Raw genomic sequence first — 25,412 nt, 5'->3', positions numbered from 1 at the left:
CGCATAAGCATTGAGCAGCGTACCTTGACACTCAATCGTGGCAAAACGGGGGATCGAGCAATGGCGAGCCGAATTGCATATGTGACGGGCGGTATGGGTGGAATTGGAACGGCAATCTGCCAGCGCCTTCATAACGACCGATTAACGGTGGTGGCAGGTTGCGGGCCGGATTCGCCAAGGCGCGAACGATGGCTCGCCGAGCAGGCCGAGCTTGGCTTTACGTTTATCGCATCCGAAGCCAATGTTGCAGATTGGAACTCGACGCAGGCCTCGTTCGCCCAAATAAAGAAAGAGGTGGGCGATATCGACGTGCTGGTGAATAACGCCGGCATTACGCGCGATGGCCTATTTCGAAAAATGTCCGGGGAAGATTGGAGTGACATCATAGCCACGAACCTCACCAGCCTCTTCAACGTCACAAAACAAGTGATCGAGGGCATGGTCGACAAGGGGTGGGGCCGCATCATCAATATCTCGTCGGTGAACGGGCAGAAAGGCCAGTTCGGCCAAACCAACTACTCGACTGCGAAAGCCGGCATTCACGGATTCACGATGTCGCTGGCTCAGGAAGTCGCCGTGCACGGCATCACGGTTAATACGGTTTCTCCCGGCTACATCCGAACCGACACGGTGCGCGCCGTACGGCCTGACGTCCTCGAGCGCATTGTTCAAAGCATGCCGGTTCACCGGTTGGGAGAAGCGATCGAGATCGCATCGATTGTTTCGTGGCTTGCCAGTGACGAAGCGGCTTTCGCAACCGGTGCGGACTTTTCACTCAACGGCGGACTACATATGGGTTAGGGATTCTCGTCACGTTCGATATGCGCGAACGGGATGGGAAAACGTTGGTGCCCGCTTGCAGGCGCCAGGCAGACATGTCGCCATTGAGGATGCTTTAACAGCCTTGTTAGGGACACATTCGGTATGCAAAGGACATATAGCTACAAAGACTTCACGGTCCAAGTGGATGCCCAGCCCGTCGAAGCCATTCCAGGCCAAGCCGTGTCGATCGCGCCGGTTGGCTATGTAGCGGTCGTCAAGATTGTTTGGGGCAATACGCCCATGATGGGGCAGCCGATGCACGTCGGGCATGGCGACGGGCGACTCTTCGGGACCGAAGCGGAAGCGCTGATGCGGGGCTATGGGGTGGCTCAGTTCGTCATTGACCGGTGGTGATCGATCTACTGCTGAGCGACGCACTGCTCTGAAAGAGCCATCGAAATGAGATGCAGTGCGACAGGCGTTTCCCGCCCAAGCCGGTAGGCTTGAAGGCGGGAAAGCCAAACCATGCGTCAGTGCTGCTGTACCGTATTTTGTGCGTGCGTTTGAGCACGCAACTTGGTCACCATCGAGGCATCCACCGCACTCGCGTGGTTACCCCAGCTCGAACGAATGAACGTCACGACGTGCGCAACCTCTTCGTCGGTCAGGCGGTCACCGAAAGGCGGCATGGTGAACTGCGTGGGCACCGCTCGAGTCGCAACCTCACTGCTACCGTTGAGCACGATGTTGATCAGCGATGTCGGATCGGCCGCATTGACTACGGGGTTGCCCGCCAATCCCGGGAACGTGTCCGTATAGCCCTTGCCCGAAGACAAATGGCAAGCCGCACAGCTATTCAGGTAGTCGAGCGAACCGGGCATGCTGGCGTCACCGCTTGCGAGCGCGTTGCTCGCTGCACTCTGATAGGCGTAATGCGCCTGCGATGCATCGCCCGGTGCCAGCGACTTCAGATAAGCGGCGATGGCATTGAGATCCGTGTCGGTCATGAGCTGAGTGCTATGAATCACGACGTCGCGCATGCCGCCGAATGCCGCCGTATCGCCATCGCGGCCGGTACGCAGGAATTCGACGATCTGTGCCTGACTCCAGCGACCAAGCCCGGTCAAGTCGTCACCGCGCAGATTGTTGGCCACGTGGTTCTCCACCAACCCGCCGGCAAGGTAATCCAACCCCTGCGAGTCCGACAAAGCCTTCTCCTGCAAGCCCACACCGCGTGAGGTATGGCAAGTCCCGCAGTGAGCAAGCCCCTCGACGAGGTATCGGCCGCGCTCGATGAGCGCCGCTTCGTTGGCGGGGGCCACACCGGAGTCTGCCGGAGCCTGCGTTGCGCTGACGCTCGGCGCGAAAGTCCATCGCCAGTAAGTCAGTGGCCAGCGCATGGACAAGGGCCAGGGGATAGCCGGGGCCTGGTCGGGAGCCGACACCGGCGTCACGCCATTCATGAAGTAGGCGTAAAGCGCGCGAACGTCGTCGTCGGTCACATGGGCATAGGACGGGTAAGGCATCGCGGGGTAGAGCGTGCTGCCGTCAGGGCGAATGCCTCGACGCACGGCCCGCTCGAAATCGCCCAGCGAGTAATTGCCGATACCCGTTGCCTTGTCCGGTGTGATGTTGGTCGTATATACCGTCCCGATCGGCGTTGGGATCGGCAAGCCGCCCGCGAACGGCTTGCCGTGCGACGCGGTATGACAGGCCGCACAATCGCCTAGCGTAGCGAGGTAGGCGCCGCGTGCAATGAGTGCTTGATCCGTCGCGCCCAGTTGTTCGCCTGCGTTGCCGCCTCTGCTGCCGAAGAAGACAGTGGCGAGATAAGCGCAAACGATGACAACTGCGGCAACTAAGACCAATAGACCGATGATGGTCTTCAATGATGTTGATCTTTTCATGGGGACTACGCCTGTACGAGGGCGCCAGGCTTCTTCAAATACTGGTTCTTGATTGCATCGACCGCGTGGTACGTCAATGCGCCCACCAACCCGGTCGGGTTGTAGCCGATGTTCTGGGGAAACGCTGAAGCGCCGGTCACAAAGAGGTTAGGAACGTCCCAGCTTTGCAAGTAGCGGTTGACGGCGCTCGTCTGGGGATTCGCACCCGTGATCACACCGCCCGTCGTGTGGGTGGTTTGATACTGCCGCACGTTGAAGTGATCCCCGGGCTTGCGCATCAGCGTCGAGTAGCTCTTCGGATTCATCTTTTTGACGATCTCGATCGCGCGATCCGTCAGGAAACGCGTCATCTTTAACTCGTTGTCATGCCAGTCGAACGTCATGCGCAGCAAAGGCTGGCCCAGCGAGTCGCGGTAGGTCGGATCAAGATCCAGATAGGCGTCGCGATAAGACATCACCGATCCGTGCGTGACAACGTTCGTGGTGTGCAGGTAGGAATCCTTGGCGGCACGCTTCCACTGTGCGCCCCAGGCTGGCGTGCCGGCCGGTACCGAAAGCTGCTGGATCGGACGCCCGCCGGTCTGACCGCCAATGAGGTAGCCGCCGCCGATAAACCCATGTGCCGAGTGATCGAAGTGGTCCGAGTTGAATTCGTCCACAATCTGCGAACCGCCCGATCCCGCAGCGATGAACGGGTTGATGGCCACGTCCTTGTCGAAGAAGACAGACGTGGCGCTCATCATCTGATAGGCAAAGTTCTTGCCGATGACGCCCGTGCCGGTGGCCGGATCGTAAGGTGTGCCGATGCCCGAGAGCAGCATCATGCGCACGTTGTTCGTCTGGAACGATGACAAGATGACGAGTTCAGCCGGCTGGAAGACTTCATTGCCCAGGCCGTCGATATAGGTCACCCCTGTGGCACGCTTGCCGCTCGAATCGACATTGATCTTGACGACCTGGCTTTGCGTGCGCAGCTCGAAGTTCGGCTTCATGCGCAGCGCAGGAAGGATCGTCGTCTGAGGCGATCCCTTCGAATACAGGAAGCAACCGAAGCGCTCACAAAATCCGCAGAGATTGCAGGGCCCGAGGCGCACGCCGTAGGGGTTCGTGAACGGCTCCGAGCAGTTTGCGCTGGGCTGGGGATACGGGTGATAACCGAGTTCTCGCGATGCTTTGGCGAAAAGCTGAGCGCCATAAGTATCCGCAACGGGCGGCGTGGGGTAGGGGCGCGAACGTGCACCTTCGAACGGGTTGCCGCCTTCGATGATCTTGCCGTTGAGATTGCCGGCCTGTCCTGATACGCCGTTCAGGTACTCGAACTTGTCAAAGTAGGGCTCCAGATCTTCGTACGTGACATCGTAGTCTTGAATCGTCATGTCGGGCGGCAGGAACTTCGCCCCATAGCGCTCTACGTTGTGCGATCGGAACTTGAGGTCCTCGGGGGAAGGGCGAAACGTCTGGCCGTTCCAATGCAGACCCGCGCCGCCCACGTGGTCCGGAAGGAGGAAGGCATTGTATTGCCGATACGGGACTGCCGTGCTGCCAACGTCGTGGCGCACCGTCAGCGTTTCGAGCGATAGCTTGCGGAACATGTCGCCGCGAATGCCGTACCTCAGTTCATCCGCTGCTTTGGGATAGGTGAAATCAGGCGACGTGTCGCGGTTTTCGCCTCGCTCCAGCGCCACGACGTTCAAGCCTTCGTTCGCGAGCTCCATGCTGATAATGGAGCCGGTCCAACCGAGGCCGATGACTACTACATCGGTCGGCTTCATTGTCTTTGTTGCCATTGCTTATGCCTTCTCACCTTCAATCGACACGGGTCCGAGCGGGTAAACCTTCCCGGGCTGAGTGGACCAATCCTTGAAATCAGCTCGAGCGCCCGGAAAGCCAATCATCTTCCAGCTGCCCATGCCGCGATTGCCGCCATACATCGGATCGGCAAAGTAGCCTTCCTTGGTGTTGGCAAGCAATTGAATGAAAAACTCATTGGCTTTCATTCCTTGCAGCGAGACCTGGCCTTTTTCCAGAAGTCCGAGCACATGGTCTTGGGTCGCACCGTCCAATTCGGCGAACGCTTTGCCGTGTTGCAGGCGACTCCATGCGTTGATCTCCGCAATCGCCACGCGGTACATCTCACGCGGCGAATATTTCATCTGATAGCCCAGCGTGAAATCTGCTTCCGGATGAAATGGCCCTTGCAGATACCATCGCGCGCCATGCCCGTAGTCCGTATCCATTTGCCGATCGATGAATTCGGGAACGCCGAGATCCACCGCGCCGGGGCCGTCCTCGTTGGAGGGAATGAGGCGTTCGACGGCTGCCGTGACGAATGACCACTCGTCAGGCGTGAAGTACCTCGGCTGGTAGGTATTGGTGGAAGCCGTCTCTTGTGCGATAGCTTCGGAGGGGCCTGCGTGGGACATTGACCGCAGGAAAAAGACCGAGGATGCTGCTGCGCCGATCGATCCTTTAATGAATCCTCGACGTCTTTGTAATGTTTCTTCCTTGTCGCTCATATGCATGTGTTTCGATGAGGATGCCGTTACCCGATGCGTTGGTGCATGACTGCGGCAAGCGCGTCGGCCGGTATCGTCAGTTGCGGGCCTCTCATTGCGGCATAAGTGGTTGGCTCATGCGCCCGAGGGGATGAATCCGGCAGAAAATCGCTTTCGTTAGCCGCGTCGCTGCGGCAGGGTGTCGCATGCTAGTTCATTGTCGGTCTGCGGAAAAACACGCTTTCAGACAATTCAGTTTTGCGTGGCTTTGGTGGGGGATCGTCACGGCTTGTCAATGACGAGATCGGATGTTGAGCGAGGTGCTGATGGCAGTCGTCTTGATCAAGCTTTTAAGCAACCTCGGTAGCTGTTGGTCGCGGGCATCGCATCCCGAAACCTGCTGTCAGCGGCAGCGTTTCTTTGAAGTTGATCCGCTCCGAAAAAGTGTTTTGCGTTTTGAGGGTGCCGGTGATCAGTGGTAGCGACTATGCTTTGGTTGGTAATGGCATGACATTGCGCTTGTGGATGAGTGATCGTGTGAACCTGCTGCCTTGAGAGGTACGTATGTCAGAACGAAATGTTTCCCCAGAGTGGCGCGAAGAAGGCGTTCGCGTCATCGCCGGCAATCAGCTCGACCCGAATGTCCCGCAGACGCCCGGTATGACGCGAGCCGCTGCCGTCAACTTCGCCCGCGTAGGCGCCGAGAAGATCTGGGCGGGCACGGTGACGATTCAACCTGGCGCGAAGACGGGGGCGCATCACCATGGCCATGTGGAGAGCGTGATCTACGTGGTTCGAGGCAAGGCGCGCATGCGATGGGGCGAGCATTTGGAATTTGTCGCGGAAGCGGGGCCGGGCGATTTCATCTATGTTCCGCCGTACGTGCCGCATCAGGAGATCAACGCCGACGCGGGCGCCTCGCTCGAGTGCGTGATTGTGCGCAGCGACAAGGAGCCGGTGGTGGTCAACCTCGAGGTCACACCGGTCGAGCCGCCGGAGTCGGTCGCTTGGGTTGATCCGGGGCATCCCGCGTCCGACGCGAAAGGGGCGGCGTGAGGAATTAGGCGTTGTTGTCCACGGCGGCATCGGTTGCCGCCGCAATGTGCCGCATTGGGTGTCCGACGCAATGCCGGCGGCGTGCTTGCTTGCAAGTTGGCTACATACTGCTTCGACACCTCATTGGAGCATATAGGTCTCATACTCGAGGAATTCGAGCCGGCGATTGAGAGTCCAAACGCCGATGAGCACGCTTAATAACAAAGCGACGGCAAACCCGTAGCCATAAAAGAGCGGACTGCATGTCAGGGTGTACGCCGTAAGCGTTGCGTTAAGCGCTGCGAATATTACGATCAGGGTAACCACGCTTTTTCGCCGGTCGAGGTAGAGCAGGCCGCTGATGGTGACGAGAAGCAGCATCTGAAGCGCGGCGGCAACCACATCGACGTATAACAGAGGAAGGTAAAGCGTAGACATCCCGAGTTTTTTGAGGAGTGCCGGGGCGCTCGCGAAGAAGATCAATGCGGTTACGGATTCGACTTTGATAATGTCGAACAACGCGCCGCGCAGTGCCTCGACCATTCCGTTTCGGGCTATTTCGATCTGCTCCAGTGATGCTCCCTCCAGCACCGCACCATAAAACGACTTGTAATGCGGGGCGAATTCGGTTTCCATGCGCAGTAAAAAAGCCGCCATTGCGGGCAGAATCACGACATAGCTCAGGAACACCGGCGTGTCATAGATGAGCGACGCATGGAGCTGCCCGAGGACGGGGTGCCCCGTACCGGGCGTGTACCAGAACATGAGCTTGTCGACCCACGTTGCCAAGTAGTACAGCAGGCCCAAAAGCATCAGCGACGGATAGCGGTATTCCTTTTTTAGAAAATCGAGCGCAATCGGCTTTCCGCTCCAGAAGCCGCTGTAATAGATAGCGCTGAGCGAGATAGCAAGGAGCACCCCTTGCCCGATCGTGAACCCTAGAACGAGTCCCTCGACATGGAAGCGCTGAAGGGCTATCGCGGCGACGGCCGATAGGCCATAGCCAACCACGAAAGCAAACAGAACCACGCCGTACCGCCTCAAACCGGACAAAAAGGCGACTGCAAGCCAGATATTGCACTCTACGACGAACCCCGCCAGCAGCGTTGCCTGATAGCCCCGGCTTTCATCGCGCAATAACCACGCGATCAGCGCGGCGCCTATTGCGATTGCGATGAGCGTGACGATCAGCGCGGCGCCTGTGAAGTTGGGCAGTATCATGCCGACGCGCTTATCGTACAGGCGGTCGCTGATGAAACGCGTCAGTGCGAACTGCCACGGCCCCGTCAGGATCAGGCTTGCTGCAATCATGTACGTCGTCGAAACCTCGAAGCCCGATATCGCCTTGTTGGTCGATTCCGATGGGAGACTCAGTATGCCCACGAGCACAATACCCATGGCCGAACAGATCCACGGGCCGGCGCCGGCGAGGCCCGCGTACGCATAGGCACGCACCCATCCCAGCACCGTATGAGGTCTGACTCGTGCCCGCAGCTTGAAGCCGATTGCAGCCATCTCAACACCTCGTCTCCGAGTGTCTCGTTCTTATTGGCAAGCGCGTTCGATCTACGTACCCACTGCCGCAGCTTGAAAATCAAGAAGGGCGATGACACTGCAAAGAGCGTAAATGCAACGCGCAGGTCTGCTCCGTCGAAAGGAGCGATCCCACAATGGCGGGCATATGATCACCAGGACCAACAGGCCATGCACCGAGTCCTGTTGGCTTGCCCGAGTCAGCTATTTGGGAAATTTATCGCGTATTAGCGGGATTAGCGGTATGCGGGACCACGAAGGGCGCCGTTCGGCTGCGGCGTTTGGCGTTTAGCTAGTCCGCGGGTGTTATGCGTGCGATCGAAACGCGTCCCGCGTGGGCGAAGCGATGAGCTTTTCGTAGAGTTCGCGATAGGAGTCCACCATGCGTTCGAGCGCATAAAAGCGTTCGACGCGCGCAATGCCGGCAAGCTGCGCCGCACGCCAGCTTGCCTCGTCGCCGAGCAGATCGACGATTTCGTCCGCGAGTGCTGCCGGGTTGGCGATCGGTACGACGCGTCCTGCCGCGCCGAGCGCTGCATCCGCGCCGTCGAGCCCGTAGATCAACTCGCTACAGGAACCGACGTCGGTCGTCACAGCCGGTACGCCGGCGGCGAATCCTTCGAGCACGACCAGTGGCAGTGCTTCCGAGATTGAACTTAAGACCAATACGCCGATTTTCGGCAACACGTCCTCGATGCGCTGCATGCCGAGCAGCTTCACCTTCCCCGAGAGCCCAAGCTGTTCGATCAGCTGACGACATTCAGCTGCGTAAGATTCATCTTCACTTTCCGGCCCTGCCACCCACGCCTCGGCCTCCGGCATCCGCCGAACCACCGTTAGCATTGCACGAATGAAGGTCTTGATGTCCTTGATAGGCACAACGCGACCTATCAGACAAATGACCTTGGGTATGGTCGACGAGCGTTGTTCCCGCAACGGCGCCAAGCGCTTCAAGTTCACACCGTTGGGTATAGTTCGGGTCTTTGATTCCGGGGCACCATCGACCACCTGGCGGCGACGGTTGCCTTCGTAAAGTGCCACGATGTCTGCTGCGGCCGTGTAGCTGATCCGGCCTAGCGTCTCGAAGAAACGTGACCACATTTCATGAAAGTAGCCGATATGTGAGGCATCGCGCTCCAACAAAGTGCGGTTGTCCCGAATCCACTGGTTCTGAAACAGTTCGATCTTGCGTTCTTTCGTATAGATCCCATGCTCGGATATCAATAATGGCCGGCCTCGGCGGTAATGCAATAGCGCGCCTAAAAAGCCCGCATAGCCAGTTGACACTGCGTGATAGACCTTCGCCGGAAGCAGTTGCTCAGCTACGCGCGCGAGCTCCCACAGGGGGCTGTGCATCAGGCGAACTGACCAAAAATAGTCGGTGAACGACGGGTCGCTGCAATGGGCTTGATATTGGCGGACGAGAAAGTCCCAGGCTTCGCGACTGTAGAGAAACTGATGTTCGGCGAGGCACCGGTTCGGCATCAAGTCGTCAAGGGATCGACTGAGCAAGCCTTCGTCCAAATTTTGTTCAGGGGGCGTTCGAAAAGCTTCGTGCAATGTCGCCGTGCGCTCGAACGCCTCGCCGCTGACGCGCCCCCTTTTCATGGCAGGCTGCGGCCTGAGCGCGAACAAGTAATGATTCTCGACATGCACGACGTTTTCAGGCAACGGGTAGGCAACCGTCTTGTAGTCCTCCGGTTTGCCACCCAAAAAGCAGATTGCAAATGTGTATTCCGGGAACGACCGGACGATGTGATCGACCCAGCTCGATACGCCGCCCCTGACGTAGGGGAAAGTGCCTTCAAGCAGTAGTACGACGTCCGCGGCGGCCGCGCGCGGAAGTGTGTCGGCGCATGTGTCTTCGCTGTTCATCGACGCTTGCGCAGAGGCCAAGTTCGCATCGAGGCCGTGCTTCATGGGGTTTCTTGCCTTGTTAAGAGTTCCAATAAGCAACGACTGACGCTAACAGAGGCGGCGCAATGCCTTTAGATTCGCTAAACAGGCTGCGTATTTCGACGTAATCGCCACGCAAATACGCAATTTCCGCGAGGTACGGCAATAATCGCTGACGCGGAAAGCCACACTCGACGGCACGCCTGAACATCGCCTCCGCGTCATCGGCCCGCCGCGCTTCCAATGCGAGCAGGCCACGGAGTTGCCATAGACCGGCATCGAGCGGATTGAATCCCAACGCACTGCGCGCGAAGGTATCGGCTTGTTCCGCAGCATTGCGGCGCACGTCACCTTGAACGATGCGCGAGTAGACCAGTTCCTTGTACGCTTGCGCCAGTGCTTTGTCGCTGCGGTAGCGCTCTTCCTCCGAGATCGGCGAAAGGAGCTTCGACTGCTCCGCCGTGATGCGTTGCGTCAGTGTCTTTTCGATCGTCTCGAGCATGCCGTACGCGAGTAGGCGAATGTCGTCGACAGGATCCGTCAGCAACCGATGAAGCAGCGGACTGATGGATCGTGTCGGCATGGATTGCAGGGCGATGATCCCGGCCATTCGACGCTGTGGATCACTTTGTAAGTTCAACACATCCCGCTTCACGCGCGCGCTCAATGCGTACGACACCTTTGACAACAGATTCGCCGTGAACTGAGGCTCACCGACGACTTCGATCGGTATTGACTCATCCAGCCCTTGTCGCGTTGTTGCGCGCCTTCGCGTGCTCGACATCGACAGCTGATCCGCGAGCGCCCGCCAGGCGCGCAGCAACCGGCCAAGCGTCGAGGCGTGTCGACGCACACGCTTGGTGTCGCGCCGGTACCCGTGCGCGGTAATTTGAGTTGCGTCGGACATAGCTCACGCCACCACATCGCAGCGCACCAAGAAACGCCTCAAGGCATTGGCGTTTCCATCGATCGGCAAGCAATGCCCGCTGAAGCCGCCTTCCTTCGAATCGAACTTCACTTCCGATTTGATTCCCCGTTCAAGTTGCTTCAGCGCGTTGGGGGCATCCTTGTCTCGTAGCAGAGGCATTATCAGTGTCATGACGCAGGAGTCTTCCTCGTCTTCTGTGCCGATCAGCCAATACGGGCAAAAGGCATGTTCGGTTTGGAGCACATAGTCCAGCACGGCTTGCATAGGCTTGGGGGATTCGAAGACCAGGATAGCGAGTGACGACTCGATACGGCTCCTATGACGCAAGCTCGCGAGCCTTGCATATTCGAGTGCGAAATCGCGCGGGCAGCCCGGCAATTCGAGCAGAAGATCGCGCGTAAGCTCGGCATGGCGTGTTCCATTGGCGTAATAGCCGCAAAGCGCAAACAAAAACTCGAGGTTGCTGCGCGTCAGAGCCAGAAAAGGCATTTGCCTCACGATCAACATGCCGGCGACCTCCTTTCCTGCCGCGATGAGCGGGGCGCAAGCGATATAGCGTGTGCCCGCATCTGTATCGAAGTCGGTCGCCCGCACGTGCGTCAACTGATTGGTGGCGAGCGCGTGCACGATCAGCGGGTCTGTCGAATCCAAATCGAATAAAAGTCCGATGCTCGCGACAGGTTGCGTGCCGAGCTTTTCGTCTCGAATCACATAAAGCGCGGCTGATTCGATTTGACACGATTGTGCGACGGTCTCGAGGAAACACTGCGCGCCAGGCAGTGCCATGCTGCCCTGCTCACGCGGGGGCGGCGTCGCTGCGCTCAGCGCGACGTCGCGCAACTGCGCCAGCGAGCCGCGCAGCGTTGCGGGGCGGACAAGAAGGTCTTGTTCCAGGCTCTCATGGGAACGTTTGAGCAGGAAGTGGCTGTTGGTGAGAATCGAGAGTCGTTGCGAAAGGTACTCATTCGACGTGCGAGCTTGCCCGAGACGGCGCGCCCACGCATCCGCGAACTGGCCTGAAATGAGCACGACCGCAAAGCCACCGGCAAAGATGCCGCTGGGAAAGGCTTGAACGCCAGCCCCATAGACAACGGGCCATGTGGCGAGAAGCGTAGCCCCGCACAGGGCCCCCGCGATCGTCCCGTAGCGCAGTGCCACGAATACAGGCAAGAGCCATGGCCACGGGAACCCCGCTCTGAGGAAAAGTGGGTCAGTGGGCGCCAACGCCGCAAAGGCGGCAATGCCCAGTATGGATAAGCCGACCGCTTCGGCCGCGATCTGGATCGTCGAGTGCCGATCGGGCATCAGCCATGCCGATGGCAGCCCGTGTGTGAAATCGGACAAGCGCAAGCGGAAGATGGCGTGGCGGGTCTTATCGTGCTCGGGTGCGACAGTGCTTGTCTGGTGCGTTGGGGATTGCGTGGGAGTCATCGTTAGCTCAACCTTGCGCAACATTGGGTTTTTGTGAACCCGGTTGCCGGGGAAAAACGCAACACCATCGTCCATCCCTTGGGGCTCTGGACCATGAGCTGCGGCATGCGTGGCTTGCCCATGAATTCGCAAAGCCACGTGCCACTTTCAATGAAGATCGATGCGATGAGCTGACGTTATATTTCACCTTGTAATAATTGTCAATTTGCTTTCAACCTCTTGTGATTTTAAAAATTGATGCTTGATTGAGAGGAGGCACCCTTGACGATGATGTGGATGTATGGCTGCAATTTTGGCGTGCGAATAAATCGTTATGTTTGGCTCTTTGAAAGTGCGGATGGCCGTTTCAGGCGAACAAGTCTGTATGGCGGTAATCGCCTATCGATTTGCGGGAGCGCAAGAACAAATTCAGAAAAAATGCGCGATCGTGCTGAATTGAAACTCCACGAATTGAGCCGTAAAAAAGCCTTAATTGTGCTCGCTCGCTGACAGCGCATATTCCGATCACGCGGCGTGTATAACCGGAAAAAGGGGGCCAATCTGTGCCAGTCAATCGGCAAAAGCATTCACGCGCTCGGATTGGTCGCGGCCCCGTGCGCATCAATGTCGTATCCGTTGCCGCACTTCGTCGTGCGGCATCAGCGTCGTGTGCGTTCCTTGCGCTGAATATTGCCGCGGCGGCGCAGGCGGACAATGCCGCGGCCGACGCTCAAGAGCCCGGAAAAAGCGCGGCTATCGGCGCTTCGGTCACTCGTGTGACTCGCTACGTCGATTCGGGCGGCGTTGTCCAGGCATTTGACCACGCTCAGGGGCGGGATGCGCGAACGCGTGCTTTTGCGAGGGCATCTGAAGACATGAACAGTTTGTCGACCGAGACACTCACACCGAACATTGCCTTTTACTATGGACACGCGGTTCCCGTTCCTGAGCTTTCGGCATTCGATGCGGTCGTCGTAGAGCCCGACAGCGATTTTGATCCAAAGATCAACGACACGCCTCACACTGCGTGGTTCGCATACACGAGCCTCGGCGAAGTCCATTCGACGAGGCCCTACTTCAAGGACATCCCAAAGGCATGGCTGATCGGCGAGAACAAGGCCTGGGATTCAGCCATCATCGATCTGTCCGTTCCGCAATGGCGGACGTTTTTTGTCGATCGCGTTATTGCACCGCTTTGGGAGCGCGGCTATCGGAATTTCTTTTTTGACACGATCGACTCCTATCGTGCACAAGTGAAATCGGCGGCTGAGCAAGCGCGTCAGGAGGCGGGTGCTGTCGCTGTGATCCGCGCGGTGAAAGAGCGTTACCCGTCGGCTCGGCTGATTCTTAATCGGGGCTTCGAGCTGCTTCCCGAAGTTCACAGTCTTGTCTATGCGGTTGCGTTCGAATCTCTTTTTCAAGGCTGGGATCAAGCAAAAAAGCGCTATCTGGAAGTGCCGCCACAGGACCGTGAGTGGTTGATGGTGCAGGTGCGAAAAGCGAAAGAGTTGGGGCTACCGGTCGTTGCCATCGACTACTGTCCACCCACCGACGTGGATTGCGCGCGAAACACAGCCGCGAAGATCCGCGAACTCGGGGTGGTGCCCTACGTGACAACGCCTTTGCTCGACCGGGTTGGCGTCGGTGCCGTCAGGGTCGAGCCACGTCGTATTCTCGTGCTGCGGGATACCGAGGCGGGCGCAGACTTGGCTGCCTCGGATGCGGTGCGCTACCTCGGCGTACCGATTCATTACCTCGGATACCGCGCGGATTACATCGACGGCAGGCAAGCGCTGCCGCAAGAGCCGCTCAACGATCGCTATGCAGGCGTCGTTTTATGGATGAACCGCGATTACCCGCGTCCGCGCGAACTTCGCTCCTGGATCATCAGGCAAATCGACGCCGGTATGCCCATTGCCGTGATGGGCGGCTTCGGCCTACCCATAGATCAGTTGCTAGCCGGCAAGCTGGGCTTGCGCGCCGCCAGAGGTACGCCACAGGGGACACTCACCGTCGAGTCATCTGACTCAAAACTGCTCGGATTCGAAATGGCCCCGCAGCCGAACCCCCGAGACTATGTGGCTATTCGCACCGAACGTTCCGGACAATCGTTGTTGACGCTTAAGGCCGGCAGCTTCCAAATCGATGCGGCAGCAATCACCCGCTGGGGCGGCTATGTCATGAGGCCGTTCGCTGTGACCGACATAGCCGAAATCGGGCAGACGCGGTGGGTCATTCACCCGCTTTTGTTCTTGCAGCAAGCATTGCGCTTACCGAAGATTCCCGTGCCCGACACGACGACAGAGGCAGGGCGCAGACTGTTCATGACGCAGATCGAGGGCGTTGGCCTCGGCGAACCGACGGAGCTTGAGGGGGCGCGTCAAAACGCGGTTGCTGGGGCAGTGCTGGCCGACATCGTCCAAAAGCATGGCTGGCCGACTACCGTATCGTTGGCCGAGAGCGATCTCATCGACAAGCCGTATCACAAAGAATCACCTCTGCTGCGCTCCGTTGCGCAACGGATGTTCGCTTTGCCCAATGTAGAAATTGCTGCGGGAATTTCGGACGAAGGACAGGCGCGTTGGCTGAATGCTTCGTGGCCTGCCGCGGCAGGGGGCAAGAATGCGCAAGCGGGCAATGATGGGGCACGTGAGGGCTTGCAGGTCGCAGCTCAGAGCTACCGTTTCGATACGGAGCGGGATACGGCGGCCGCTATCGGCCGGCTAGCCGACACGCTTGCGCCAGCCGGCAAGCCCGTCAAGATGGTCTTCTGGCGCGGAGCGTCACCGGCACCAGGCCAGGTGATCAAGGCAGCTTACAACGCGAATTTGGTGACCATGAGCGGTGGCGATACGGTTATCACGAAACGCTATCCCAGCTGGACTGCAATCTCTCCTCCCGCCGTGTTTAAAGACGGCTATCTGCAGATCTCCGAGCCGAATCAAAGCGAGCTCCGATATACCAACTATTGGCAAGGGCCCTTCTACGGTTTTGAACGCGTCCTGGAGACGTTTGAGCTGACCGACCGCCCCATTCGGATCAGACCAGTCGACGTTCATATCCATATGTTCACGGGCAGTAGGCTCGCGTCGGTTACTGCATTGGAGCGGGTTTATGGTGCGTTGTCGGGGCAATCCCTGCACCCGGTCTTCACCTCTGAATATGCCCGAAAGGTCATTGACTTCTATCAGCTCTCAATCGCGCGAGAGGGCGACACCTGGATCGTGCGCGATGCGGGCCAGCTGCGTACCGTGCGGCTTCAATCGGGTGACGCGCCCGATTTGTCGACGAGTGTCGGCGTCGCCGGCTACGTGGCGGGTCCTGGTGGCGTCTACGTTCACCTGACCGGAACTGAGGCGAGATTCAACGTGTTAACTGGCACAGCCGTTGCGGCCAATTCGTCACTTCCATATCTCGCCGATGCCAACGGGCGCATCGAACAATTCATTCGCAACGCGCAGGGAATTTCGTTTGACTTGCGTAGCCACGGCGCCCCCGAATTCCGACTTGCCAATACACGCGACTGTCGTGTGATGGCAGATGGCCGCATCGTCACCCCAGATCACTCATCAGCCTATGTTCCCGTTACGTCGCCCGCCGCGCCGAAGCGACACGAAAGCATGACTCATGTGGACGTCGACTGTGAAAGCTAAACGCCAACGACTCATTTCGCCGATGGGGATGGCGGGATTGGGCGCGCTGGTGTCCGTCATCCTCTTCGCCGTCTTTCCCGGCCGCGCATTCGAGCGTCAACTGCTCGACGGCAAGGCGGCCGATGCCGTTACGGTGGCTTATCTCACGGCATGGCTAAGAGCCGATCCGGATAACGACGCTGTCATTTTTCGCCTTGCCCGCGAGTACCTGAACGAGCAGCGCCTCGATGATGCCGAACAACTCGTTTCCAAGCAGCGCCGGTCCCCGAATGCCGAATCGAGCAAGCGCGCGTTGTTGCTCGGGATCGATATCGCGGAGCGGCGCGTGTACGAGCTCGCCAGCGAAGACCCGCGTCGCACGCGTCGAATTCAGCGACTCGACATGCTACTGAATGAGGCCGCCGTCATCCTGTGGTCTCCCGACGTGACGGAGTTGCTTGCGACGAAGTCGCTGGCATTGAACGACGGCGGGCTGGCTGCACGCTATTACCGCAGCCTCGCTTCGCTCGCGCCCGCTCGCGCGACATACTGGCTCGACAAGGCATCGACGGCAGCACTCGCCAGCGGGCGTTATCGCGAAGCGGCGGACGCAGCGTTCGAGGCCAAGGCAATAGCGCAATCGGTATCTGAACAACGTCGTTTCTTCGTCGCCGCCATGCGTGCACTGCAGAGCGGCCTTTTGATGAACGAGGCGCTGGACGCAGCGCGGGTCAACGCAGGTTCGCTCGTCGACGATCGGGAGACATTGCGTTTCCTGACCGATTTCGCAATCGCCGCAGGACGACCGGATGTTGCCGCGGAGTATGTGAAGCGGCTATCGAAGAGCAAGAGTTTGAGCCGCGTGGACCGATGGACGTCGTCGAACTATGAGCTCGCAAGCGAAACGAAGCGGTTCGATGCTTTGCCTGGGGCGTACGTTGGCCATCGCGGGGGCATTCTCCGAGTCGCTCAGACGATAGGCGGAACAACAGGCGGAACAACAGGCGGAACAACAGGCGGAACAACAGGCGCAACAACAGCTGGGACAACGGACACCGTCAACGACGATGCCGAACTGCAGTTCCGGGTTTTCCTTGCGAACGGAATGTTGCGAGAGGCGATGGAGGTTGCGAATGGCGCCTTGGCGCGTGCTCCGAGTTCTGTTCAATGGCATGAGCGATTGGCGCAGATTGCCACGTGGAACAACGAACAGAAGATCGCGCTCGACACGTATTTTTGGCTCGCGCAGACAACCAACAAGGAAGAATTCTGGCAGCAGGTGCTCCGACTCGCGCCCGGCCTTCATGACGATCACGCGCTGCGCGTGGCATTGCGACGCGAAGCCGAGCGCGAACCATCCCTTGCGCTGGTCGATCGGAAGCAGCAGCTTGAATGGACCGACAAGTACATCGCTTTCGAAGAAAGGCTGGCCGAGCCGGGTGCTGCGCTCGCGTTCCTCGCCACGCACGCGAATGGCGTGTTGCGCCAGCCGTTGCTCGAACGTCAAGCTGCACTCGCGGAACGCGCGGGCGACGATGAGCTCGCTTTACAAACATGGCAGACACTCGATGCCGAGTTTGGACCTGACGTGGCGTACGCAGTTCGTATCGTCAAGATAACTTATGCAGCCGGGCGTCTTTCGGATTCGCTAGCAGTACTCGAACGGGCAAAACGCGCCGCTGCTGCCACAAGCAGCACAAGCGGCAATGACGACTTCTGGCGTCTTTACGTATCGCTCAACGAGCGGGCTCAACGTTCGCAAGCGGTTGTGGAAGGTTCCAGTCATCTGCTCAAAGGCGGACGCGAACAACCGCAGGATCTTTATCGGATGATCGCGGCATTGGAAAAGGATCCATTGGATGCCGGGCGGGTCGCCGAGTTCGCTTATCAACGCGACAAGAACATTCAGTCGTTGCGGCGCGCGATTGAATATTACCTACAGGCTCAGGCGTTCGGCCGCATCTCAGCGCTATTGGGGACGATGACAGCCGACGAGCGAGGTGTGGCCGAGCGCGATCCTTCGTTCCTGCTCCTGCGCGCGCGCTATTGGCGCCATGCGCATGAACCAAGCATGGCGCTGGAGGATGTGCGCCAGGCCTTGAGGCTCGCGCCTGAAAGCGCGGACGCGCGTGTCGCGCTGGTCTGGCTGTTAAATGAGCAGGGAAGCGATGCCGAGTTGCGTGCCGCGCTTAACGCGTTCGGCGCCCACGCTGCCGCTGAGCCGGCGTTGTCCGGTGCCTATGCGGCCGCCTATCTGCGGCTCGGCGATGCTCGCCGTGCGCTTCGTTACCTTCGTCTGGTGGCAACCCGCGACGACCCGTTGTGGCGATTGTCCGCTGCCGACGCGCTCGAATCCGATGGCGACTTCAATGCGGCCTGGCGGGTGCGACGCAGCGTATGGGTCAGCCTGCAGCAACAGCAGCGCAAGAGCGCATGGCCGTCCGACTATACATTCGATCAGCGCCAACTGTTGCGCGCACGCTTCGTTGGGTTGGCCGATCGTTTTGGCGAAGGCGACGCATCGCGGCAACTGCTGGTTGAATTGCTGCGAGAGGACAACCAATCCGATGCGCCGCCGGCTGAGCAGGCAGCGTCTCAGCTCGGCGACCTGTCGATGCTGCCGCCCGCAACGGCGGCTGACCTGACGCATCGCGCTAAAAGTTATTCGGCAGCGGCGCGTGACGCCGTGCTCGCGTGGTCACAGTCACACGGGGACTATGACTTTCAGCGTGAGTGGCTCGCATGGCAGTATTCAAAACGCCTCGCGGAGCCTTCACACGCAAAGATCGCGATTGCGATGGCGGATAACGACACCGCTGAGATAGCACGACTGCTCGACGAGTCGTCCGTGACGCTGCCGCAACAGACGCGCATTGCTGCTGAGCGACAAGCGGGGCGCACCTCGGCGGCGCAAACCGACGCGTTTGTCGCGAACGATCTGGTACCCGACAACGACGAACTCCATACAGTTTTGGTGAATCTGCTGTTGCCGTCAGCACAGGGCGTCGCTCCATCCTTTCGCGCGGTTGACGAGGGGGATTTGAAGTTTTTGGAGGGCAGCCTTGGCGCCGGAATGCGCCTCACATCGACGCTAGCATTCGCCCTTCGCTATGTGGAACGCTGGCAAAAAGGCGATGACTCCCTGCCTGGCGTGCCGCAACATGATCGGCAGCTAGAGGCCATCTTGCGGCGACAAGGAACGGATGACCGTGAAGCGCTGGCGATCGGACGGCGCGACGGCTTGGGCGATCTGACCACAGCGCGCTTCGATGGTTCGCTTTTCGACAGCCGAGCGCTGCGCCTCACCTACGCGGTTGGCTATAACCAGGAGGCGACCGAGACGCAGCAACTTCGCGTCGGCGGTGTAAAGGACCTTGCAACGTTGGCCGTCTCCTTTTCGCCCGATCCGCACATCTTTGCGCGCGCGCGGGCGGAGTACGACCGCTTTTACGGGCAGGACCGCTCGTATCTGGGACACGGTGCGCTTTTCAGTGTGGAAGCCGGATACAAGCTGCGCGTCCAATACCCCGACTACACGGTAAGGGTTGTGGTGTCGCATGGTCAGTACAGCGCAACCGGCACGCCAGGCGAGTCCCTGGATGTTCTCATCCCGAGCGGAGAGACGCCTTCTGCTCAACTCTTCATGCCGGAGACATTCACTCAGGCCGCAGTGCTGATCGGCTTCGGCAATGGACTGACTGATGGGTATACGCGTGCCTGGAGGCCCTTTCTCGAAGGGGGGCCGTTGCGCGACTCGCGTGCGGGATGGGGCGGGCGTGTCATAGCCGGGCTCGCCGGCAGTGTGTTTGGTGCAGATCAGCTCTTCATCTATGTCTCGTATTCGACTGCATCGCAGTCTCTCTCGACACCTGTCACCGAGGGGGGGATCCGATATCGATGGATATTTTGAAGGAATGGGACCGTTTGCGTGAGATCCGATTCTGCAGCGGCAGATGGAGGATCAAAGAGGAAACGAAGGGGAAACGACATGAGCGTATCGGCATCATTAAGCGAATCGTGCATCTCGATGCGGCGCTGCCGCAGGGCGCGATACAGCGCCATCGTATTGAGCGCGTTTTGTGCGTTGAGCGCGACGCTGTCTGCGTGCGGCACTGTGGATGGTGGCCCGACGTCCGCATTCGAACGTCGAGGCACATACCACGACGCGCGCGAGGCGGGTATCGGCTGGGCAGTCTTGCCAATCGTCAACAACACGGAAACCGTCAGCGCGGGTCAGCGTACTGCGGCGATCGCCGCTTCGTTGCTGTCGTCGCTGGGCTTCAAAAATGTGCAGCAGTACCCGGCCGCCAGTGACGACCCGCTTTTTGAATTGATCAAGTCGGACGATCTCGGCAAGGCGAAGCAGTGGGCGAAGGGTATCGGTGCCAAATACGCGTTAACGGGAACGGTGAATGAATGGCGATACAAAGTTGGCATCGACGGCGAGCCGGCGATTGGCATTACGCTGCAGGTGATCGACTTGGAGTCCGACAAAGTCATTTGGAGCGGCATTGCGAGCAAAACCGGGTGGAGCCGCGAAGCGACTTCGGCCCTGGCGCAACGGTTGACAAAAGGGTTGCTGATTGAGGTTGTCGGGTCCGACGCATCGAGGCCGGCATCGTAAGCAGTCCTCAAATATCAGCGGTCCATCAAGTGTCGCCTGCGAACGCCGGCAGCCGGCATTCGCAGGCGATCAAAGCATTACCAGGCCGGTGCCGGCGTGATCTGAGTCGTATAGCCGCTCTGCTGCAGCAGCGTGAGATACGACATATTTTGGCCACCGTACGTTTCGGTTGACGTGCCGTATGTAATACCCGTTATCGGAACCACGATTGACTGCCCGTCACTGCGTGTGGCGTTAATCGTAATGGTTTGGCCGGGCGTCAGCGTAGCTGTCACGCTCGACGTACCGTAGACAAGGCGCTGTTGTTCCAGCTTCGCCGTGTCGGCCAGATACGGGCTGGCAATAGGAAGGCCCTTGTAGTAGGTGCCGTACTTCGCCAATGTGGCCACAACCAAGTCGCTCAACAGTGAGTTCGTTCCATCGTATGCGCGCAAGTTCGATTGGTGGAACATCAATGGGCTCAGATCGTAGGTGAGCAGATAGCTCAGCAACGTGTCGGACGTCTTATCCAGCACCTGCGTGTATGTCAGGTCATAACCCCATCGCGTCGGATCGGTCCCATTCGCACCATAGAAGAAGTTGTATTCGTTGACCCATTCCTGCGGCTGAGAAACGTTATAGAAGAGTGCGGTCGGGTAGCGTGGCACTTCGAAGATGCGCTGATCGACGCAGTTGTACTTGCCTGTATTGAACGACGGCAAGGGCCAGTTAGTGCCGTCAGCTTGCGTCGTAGGGCATCCGGCCGTTCCAACGGGCGGTGTCGGCTTCGAGGAATCGGAGACGAGGGATTGCGTACCGAAGCTGGCCATGGAGCCGAGTGCACCCGCGTAGTAAAGGCCCGAAATCTCGGGCGTGACGAGTGTCGTCGTCGCATAGTTCTGGAAGCTGAAGTCCCGCGCGACCGTGTTGTTCTGCTGCAGTTCTGTCGTCACGCCGGCGGCTGTCAGGTTATCGATGAGTTCATGATCGTATGTGTGGGTGATCCATTTGTAGTGGTCCTTGTTGGCGTTGACTTGTGTGGTAAGCGTGTCCGTCCCGGTGATCGGGTAGTAGCCTTGGCCACCGTAGGCGGTGCTGAAACCTTCTCCGTTGAACGCCATGGTGAGCTTCAGTGCGGCGCCATTCGCGCTAGTTTGGTTGAGGTTGCTTTGCCAGGTCGTGAGCGCGTCGAAATCAGCACCGGTGATGCGGTACTCGCAGGCAGTGGTGCCGGTGTAAGAGCTGACCGATCCCGGCGGGTTGCCCAGCGGACACTGACCCGGCGGGTTGGTTGTCGTCTGCGTCCACGGATTCGTCCTTACGTCATACCATTTGTCGTCATCCAACTCCGCATAGGGAAATATTTCGTCGGGAATACCGACGTCATCTATTTGGGCGTCCATATAGACGTGTCGGTTGCCGAGAAACAAGCCACGCGTAACCCAATTGAGGACACCGTATGAAAGCGTCATCGAATGGATCAAATACGGATTGTTATCGAAGGTGAATGCCAGTATTTCGCGAGAGGGACTATCACCTGCGATGGGCTGCGTGTTGTTGAACTGGCACGTGGCCGCCAACGAGTACGTCTGGCCGTCTGCAGCGACCGCCTGAAGCACTGGCGTTACCGTGGTGCCAATGGGTAACGAGCTGGACGGGGAGACGAAGTAGGTCCACGCATTGGCGAGCGTCAACGGACTTGTCGAGCTCGTTCCTGCCTGCATGTAGGGGAAAAGCGTCGTGCCGGCAGCGGTCAGCGTACTGTTCAACGGGGATGCACTTGTATCTCGATAGCCTGCGTAGTCCAAGCAACCGGTATCCCCAGGCCAAGCGTAGAGACTCGCCATCCTCACGTTGTACTTGAACTGATAGCGCGCGAGGGCCTGTGCGATCGTGCTGCCGGAGGACGAATTCATATATTGGCTGTCGCTAACCGGCAAGATGATGCCCTGGTATTTAGCGTGGTCTCCCACTTCCAGGACCGGCAGCGGGGCAGTGCTGCTATACACGAAGACATCATAAGGTGTGCCAACCCGATCAAGGATGCTCTTGACGGCCTGCAGCTCAGGGCCAGTGCTTGCTTGCTCGCTCGTGAGGACCAAAACTTTGAGATCGATCTGCGCATCGGTTGGCACTGCGATGCTCGGACTTGCCGCAGTGCAAAACCCAAGTGTGGCTACGAAGTGAGAGATGAGCTTTGGACGCCGAAGAGCATTCGTTACATGCATGGTGGATCTCCGCGTTGGTTCGCTTGGTTCTATCCTGAGTTTCATCTCGAGCAGCGTGCTGCTGGCGCCACGCTACTTCTGCACGGGTTTTTGCTTGGCATGTGATTCGCTCGGGTGAGGTCCAGTCGCAAGCTTTGGCCGCCGGATAGGTATGGGCGTGCGAGGGGGCAACAGTTGCGCAGCTTGAGCGGGCTTCCTTTCCGGCTGGGCGTACGCGGAAGGCGATGCAGTTGATACGACTGCGGGAGCCAGAACCAGGCAAACGAAGGCTGCCTTTTCGCGAAATGACAGCGTCTTGGACTTGGACGGCTTCGGCGCTTTCATGGGTGAATCCCTCCTGCTCAAGTAAAGTGGATTGGCAATGCCTTTTAAACTTCGGTTTTCCTCCTTTTCCGTGATGGCTAAATTAGAAAATTGCGCTTGGAGATTTGTTGGGCTTTTGGCTGTATGCAACGCCGCATTGCACATTAATTTCAATTCGTATTGCGGAATTGTTAATGGATTAGTTTAATGTCCGTCAACACGACCGGGTGTGCTAATGCGCACTCGCACATCGGGAAAACGGCCGAATCAGTCGATCGCATACCGAAAGGTCATCTCGTTGTCGGACGTGTCATTGCTACGGTTGAGTCGACGGTCGAAGGCGTCGCTCAGCCATCGATGGCTAGTGCGGCTGTACGTGCAGCCCGATGAGTTCGGAGTGCGGGTGCCTATCGCGTTGGACTGCTCAGCGGGTGACGAATCGTACCGTCCGGTTCATGCGGGGCATGTCCGCAAACGGCTGATAGAGCATGCTCATACCTTCTCCCCGGTTGTGGCATCGGGTGGCGTGTGCTTCATCGCTCAAACTCCTCGCTGGTGCGTCGAGCGAAGATTGCTCTCATGGCAGCCGACGGTCATTCCAATGCGGAGATCGCTGCGCTATGCGAGGTGACGCCGCCGGCGGTCACGCTGGATTGCAAGTTCCGAGTGCGCTCAGAGAAGGTTTTCAGGGGGCGTCTACCCTTTACCGATGTTGCGCGAACCGCTTATAGGAAGCAAAGACATCTTCCTTTTGTCAACTGCCGGTTGCCGACGGAAGCGTCGACGGAGGCTGTCTCCTTGAAAGGCAAGCAGTCCCCACCATGTGTTTGCGATTTCCATGCTCCACACCGTCAAAATGTGGTTACGACTCCAGTAGCCCTTATGTTTTTCTGAGCCGGCGCCGAAGTCGAGGTCGAGGTGATGTTCGAGTGCCCATTTAATGCAATGCTCTGTCGCAATAGCACCGGGCGACAGCCGCGAGTAGTCGGAATCAAACCCCGCTATAAGATCGTCCACGCAAGTCTTGCCCAATCCGAAAATGTTCACAGCAAGCGGGGTGTCATCGAGGCTTACGACCACTAGCCGAGCAATGACTGCGCCGTCGGTCTGGTTGAGCAAGGCGACAAGGAAATCTCGATATTCCATCGAATATAGCCATTCCCCCTTTTTGTTCACGCGATCGGCCCACTGGCGCTTGCAGTCAAACATCCAATCTACCAAACGTGCATTTTCCTCGCCGTCCTCGGGACCAAGAAAGCGAATTCTCACGTTTCCCTTTTTCGACAGGCGCCGTTCCAGTGCACCAGGCTTGTTTTCGAATAACCGTCCAAGCGACGAGCTGAAGGTGTTCCAATCGGTTTCACCGCGCAACATTGCGACCGCCACTGGATATGCCGTCTTCGTCACAACGCCACGCTTCGTCGACGCCAGTTCAAACAATCTGGAGTCGGCGTTCAGAAATGGCAGGAGGATGATATCGGCGCCGCATCGCTTTTGAACCACGTCCCACGCGCGCTCAATCGCCTTCGAAGCCGTCGGCCCATCCTGCACAAGGATGTTCGTATAATCCGTCGATTCACTCGCAAGCGGGCGCACAACAGTCCAACAGAGCTTCCGGTACACGACGAGCGGCCATACCATGACAAGCCGCCCTTGCTCCCGCAAGGTGATGCAGCATAGTTTCCTGCCGCGTGGTTGAGCGACCTTGGTCCAGCACAACCAGCATACGACGAAAGCTAAGTGGTGTCGGCCGTCCGCTCTTGACCAGAGCTCGTTCCATTCAGGCTGCAGAGCACGAAACTCGACAGGGTCAGTAATTATGTCAAAACGCGAATCCGGTTCGTCCATACGTTTCTCCGGTGCGCAATAGATAGGTTTGCAAGCTGCCTGACGGTAACGGGACTTGAATTGCGTGTCGGCGTTCCGGAAATCTCGGGCAACTCAAATAGATGTTCACCCAGTTGTACATTCGCCATTGCATCACGCCTGCAAACTCGCGAAACGTTCGCCACGCCATACGCTGCCGTCAACTTCGCTCGCGTAGGTGCCGAGAAGATCTGGGCGGGCACTGTGACGATCCGACTGGCGCGAAGACAGTGCGCATCACCATGGCCATATCGAAAGCGTGATCTATGTGGTTCGAGGCAAGGCGCGCGTGCGATGGGGCGAGCGCCTGGAATTTGTCGCGGAAGCGGGGCGGGGCGACTTCATCTATGTTCCGCCATACGTGCCGCATCAGAAGATCAACGCCGACACGGGCGCCTCGCTCGAGTGCGTAATCGTGCGCAGTGACAAAGAGCCGGTGGTGGTCGACCTCGAAGTCACAGCGGTCGAGCCGCCAGAGTCAGTCGCTTGGGTCGATCCGGGGCATCCGGCGTCCGACGCGAAAGGGGAGAGGCGAGAGTGAGATCAGGTGCCGAGGTGAGGCGGACTGGCTTGAACGCCGGTCCTGAAGACTCTTCGAGGTCGGGGCAACCCCTTTCTCGATTGTTCTGCCAAGCCGGCCTGCAGGCCGGCTTGGCAGAGTTGTTACTCCTAACTGATTAGGGCGAAACGGCGCATCCCGTACCGCAGGTGTTGTTCAAGTACTGTGCGGGCTTCTCGCCCCAGGACTTGCCGATGATGATGCGGCTCGGGATGTTAGCTCCCTTGAACCCTTGCGCGTTGCTCGTGCCCGAGA

At 58.6% G+C, this 25,412-nt stretch carries 15 protein-coding genes and 1 pseudogene; 7 read left to right on the top strand and 9 right to left on the bottom strand.

What is annotated here, in order from left to right:
• Positions 1-60: 60 nt before the first annotated feature.
• Positions 61-801 carry an acetoacetyl-CoA reductase gene (gene phbB, locus VL598_RS06580; protein ID WP_325325893.1) on the top strand — a complete coding sequence of 247 codons (741 nt, stop codon included), beginning with the start codon at positions 61-63 and terminating at the stop codon, positions 799-801.
• A 123-nt stretch (positions 802-924) separates the two neighbouring features.
• Entirely contained in the window at positions 925-1,176 is a 252-nt protein-coding gene (locus VL598_RS06575; RefSeq protein WP_325325892.1) for a hypothetical protein, read from the top strand.
• Between the two features lie 116 nt (positions 1,177-1,292).
• On the opposite strand, the gene VL598_RS06570 is transcribed toward VL598_RS06575, so the two are convergent.
• From VL598_RS06570 to VL598_RS06560, 3 genes are read right to left on the bottom strand one after another with little or no spacing between them, the layout of a single operon-like run.
• Positions 1,293-2,669 carry a cytochrome c gene (locus VL598_RS06570; RefSeq protein ID WP_325325891.1) on the bottom strand — a complete coding sequence of 459 codons (1,377 nt, stop codon included), beginning with the start codon at positions 2,667-2,669 and terminating at the stop codon, positions 1,293-1,295.
• Between the two features lie 5 nt (positions 2,670-2,674).
• Entirely contained in the window at positions 2,675-4,456 is a 1,782-nt protein-coding gene (locus tag VL598_RS06565; protein ID WP_325325890.1) for a GMC family oxidoreductase, read from the bottom strand.
• A 3-nt stretch (positions 4,457-4,459) separates the two neighbouring features.
• Positions 4,460-5,185 (bottom strand): gluconate 2-dehydrogenase subunit 3 family protein, encoded by a 726-nt coding sequence (locus VL598_RS06560; protein ID WP_325325889.1) that lies wholly within the window; start codon positions 5,183-5,185, stop codon positions 4,460-4,462.
• Positions 5,186-5,728: 543 nt separating this feature from the next.
• Between VL598_RS06560 and VL598_RS06555 the strand changes: the two genes are divergently transcribed.
• On the top strand, positions 5,729-6,220 hold the full coding sequence (locus tag VL598_RS06555) for a cupin domain-containing protein (protein WP_325325888.1): 492 nt from the start codon (positions 5,729-5,731) through the stop codon (positions 6,218-6,220).
• A 120-nt stretch (positions 6,221-6,340) separates the two neighbouring features.
• Here the strand turns inward: VL598_RS06555 and pelG are convergent, their stop codons facing one another.
• The 4 genes from pelG to VL598_RS06535 form a co-directional block, all read right to left on the bottom strand.
• Entirely contained in the window at positions 6,341-7,714 is a 1,374-nt protein-coding gene (gene pelG / locus VL598_RS06550) for an exopolysaccharide Pel transporter PelG (RefSeq protein WP_325325887.1), read from the bottom strand.
• A 324-nt stretch (positions 7,715-8,038) separates the two neighbouring features.
• Entirely contained in the window at positions 8,039-9,607 is a 1,569-nt protein-coding gene (pelF, locus tag VL598_RS06545; protein WP_325325900.1) for a GT4 family glycosyltransferase PelF, read from the bottom strand.
• A 61-nt stretch (positions 9,608-9,668) separates the two neighbouring features.
• Complete coding sequence (locus VL598_RS06540) at positions 9,669-10,535, bottom strand: hypothetical protein (protein ID WP_325325886.1); 867 nt, start codon at positions 10,533-10,535, stop codon at positions 9,669-9,671.
• 3 nt (positions 10,536-10,538) lie between these two features.
• Positions 10,539-11,987: a PelD GGDEF domain-containing protein gene (locus VL598_RS06535; protein WP_325325885.1), complete on the bottom strand. Its 1,449-nt coding sequence runs from the start codon at positions 11,985-11,987 to the stop codon at positions 10,539-10,541.
• 593 nt (positions 11,988-12,580) lie between these two features.
• Between VL598_RS06535 and VL598_RS06530 the strand changes: the two genes are divergently transcribed.
• The 3 genes from VL598_RS06530 (at position 12,581) to VL598_RS06520 (ending at position 20,222) form a co-directional block, all read left to right on the top strand.
• Positions 12,581-15,619, top strand: coding sequence for an endo alpha-1,4 polygalactosaminidase (locus VL598_RS06530; RefSeq protein WP_325325884.1), 3,039 nt, complete (start codon positions 12,581-12,583; stop codon positions 15,617-15,619).
• On the top strand, positions 15,594-19,508 hold the full coding sequence (locus VL598_RS06525; protein WP_325325883.1) for a tetratricopeptide repeat protein: 3,915 nt from the start codon (positions 15,594-15,596) through the stop codon (positions 19,506-19,508). The genes VL598_RS06530 and VL598_RS06525 overlap by 26 nt, the downstream gene beginning before the upstream one ends.
• 78 nt (positions 19,509-19,586) lie before the next feature.
• Positions 19,587-20,222: a hypothetical protein gene (locus tag VL598_RS06520; RefSeq protein WP_325325882.1), complete on the top strand. Its 636-nt coding sequence runs from the start codon at positions 19,587-19,589 to the stop codon at positions 20,220-20,222.
• Between the two features lie 77 nt (positions 20,223-20,299).
• Here VL598_RS06520 and VL598_RS06515 read toward each other — a convergent pair whose 3' ends face one another.
• A complete protein-coding gene (locus tag VL598_RS06515; RefSeq protein WP_325325881.1) occupies positions 20,300-22,336 on the bottom strand; it encodes a hypothetical protein in 2,037 nt (678 codons plus the stop codon).
• A gap of 1,092 nt (positions 22,337-23,428) precedes the next feature.
• The gene (locus tag VL598_RS06510) at positions 23,429-24,580 is read right to left on the bottom strand and encodes a GNAT family N-acetyltransferase (RefSeq protein ID WP_325325880.1); all 1,152 of its coding nucleotides are present in this window, start codon (positions 24,578-24,580) and stop codon (positions 23,429-23,431) included.
• Positions 24,581-24,751: 171 nt separating this feature from the next.
• Here VL598_RS06510 and VL598_RS06505 point away from each other — a divergent pair.
• A pseudogene (locus tag VL598_RS06505) lies at positions 24,752-25,139 on the top strand (cupin domain-containing protein); the annotation flags it as partial.
• Between the last annotated feature and the right edge of the window lie 273 nt (positions 25,140-25,412).

Origin of the sequence: Trinickia sp. (assembly GCF_035492435.1) — a bacterium.
Classification (GTDB): Bacteria; Pseudomonadota; Gammaproteobacteria; order Burkholderiales; family Burkholderiaceae; genus Trinickia.
Note: the sequence above shows the minus strand (reverse complement) of the source record. Positions and strands in the feature narration are given on the sequence as shown.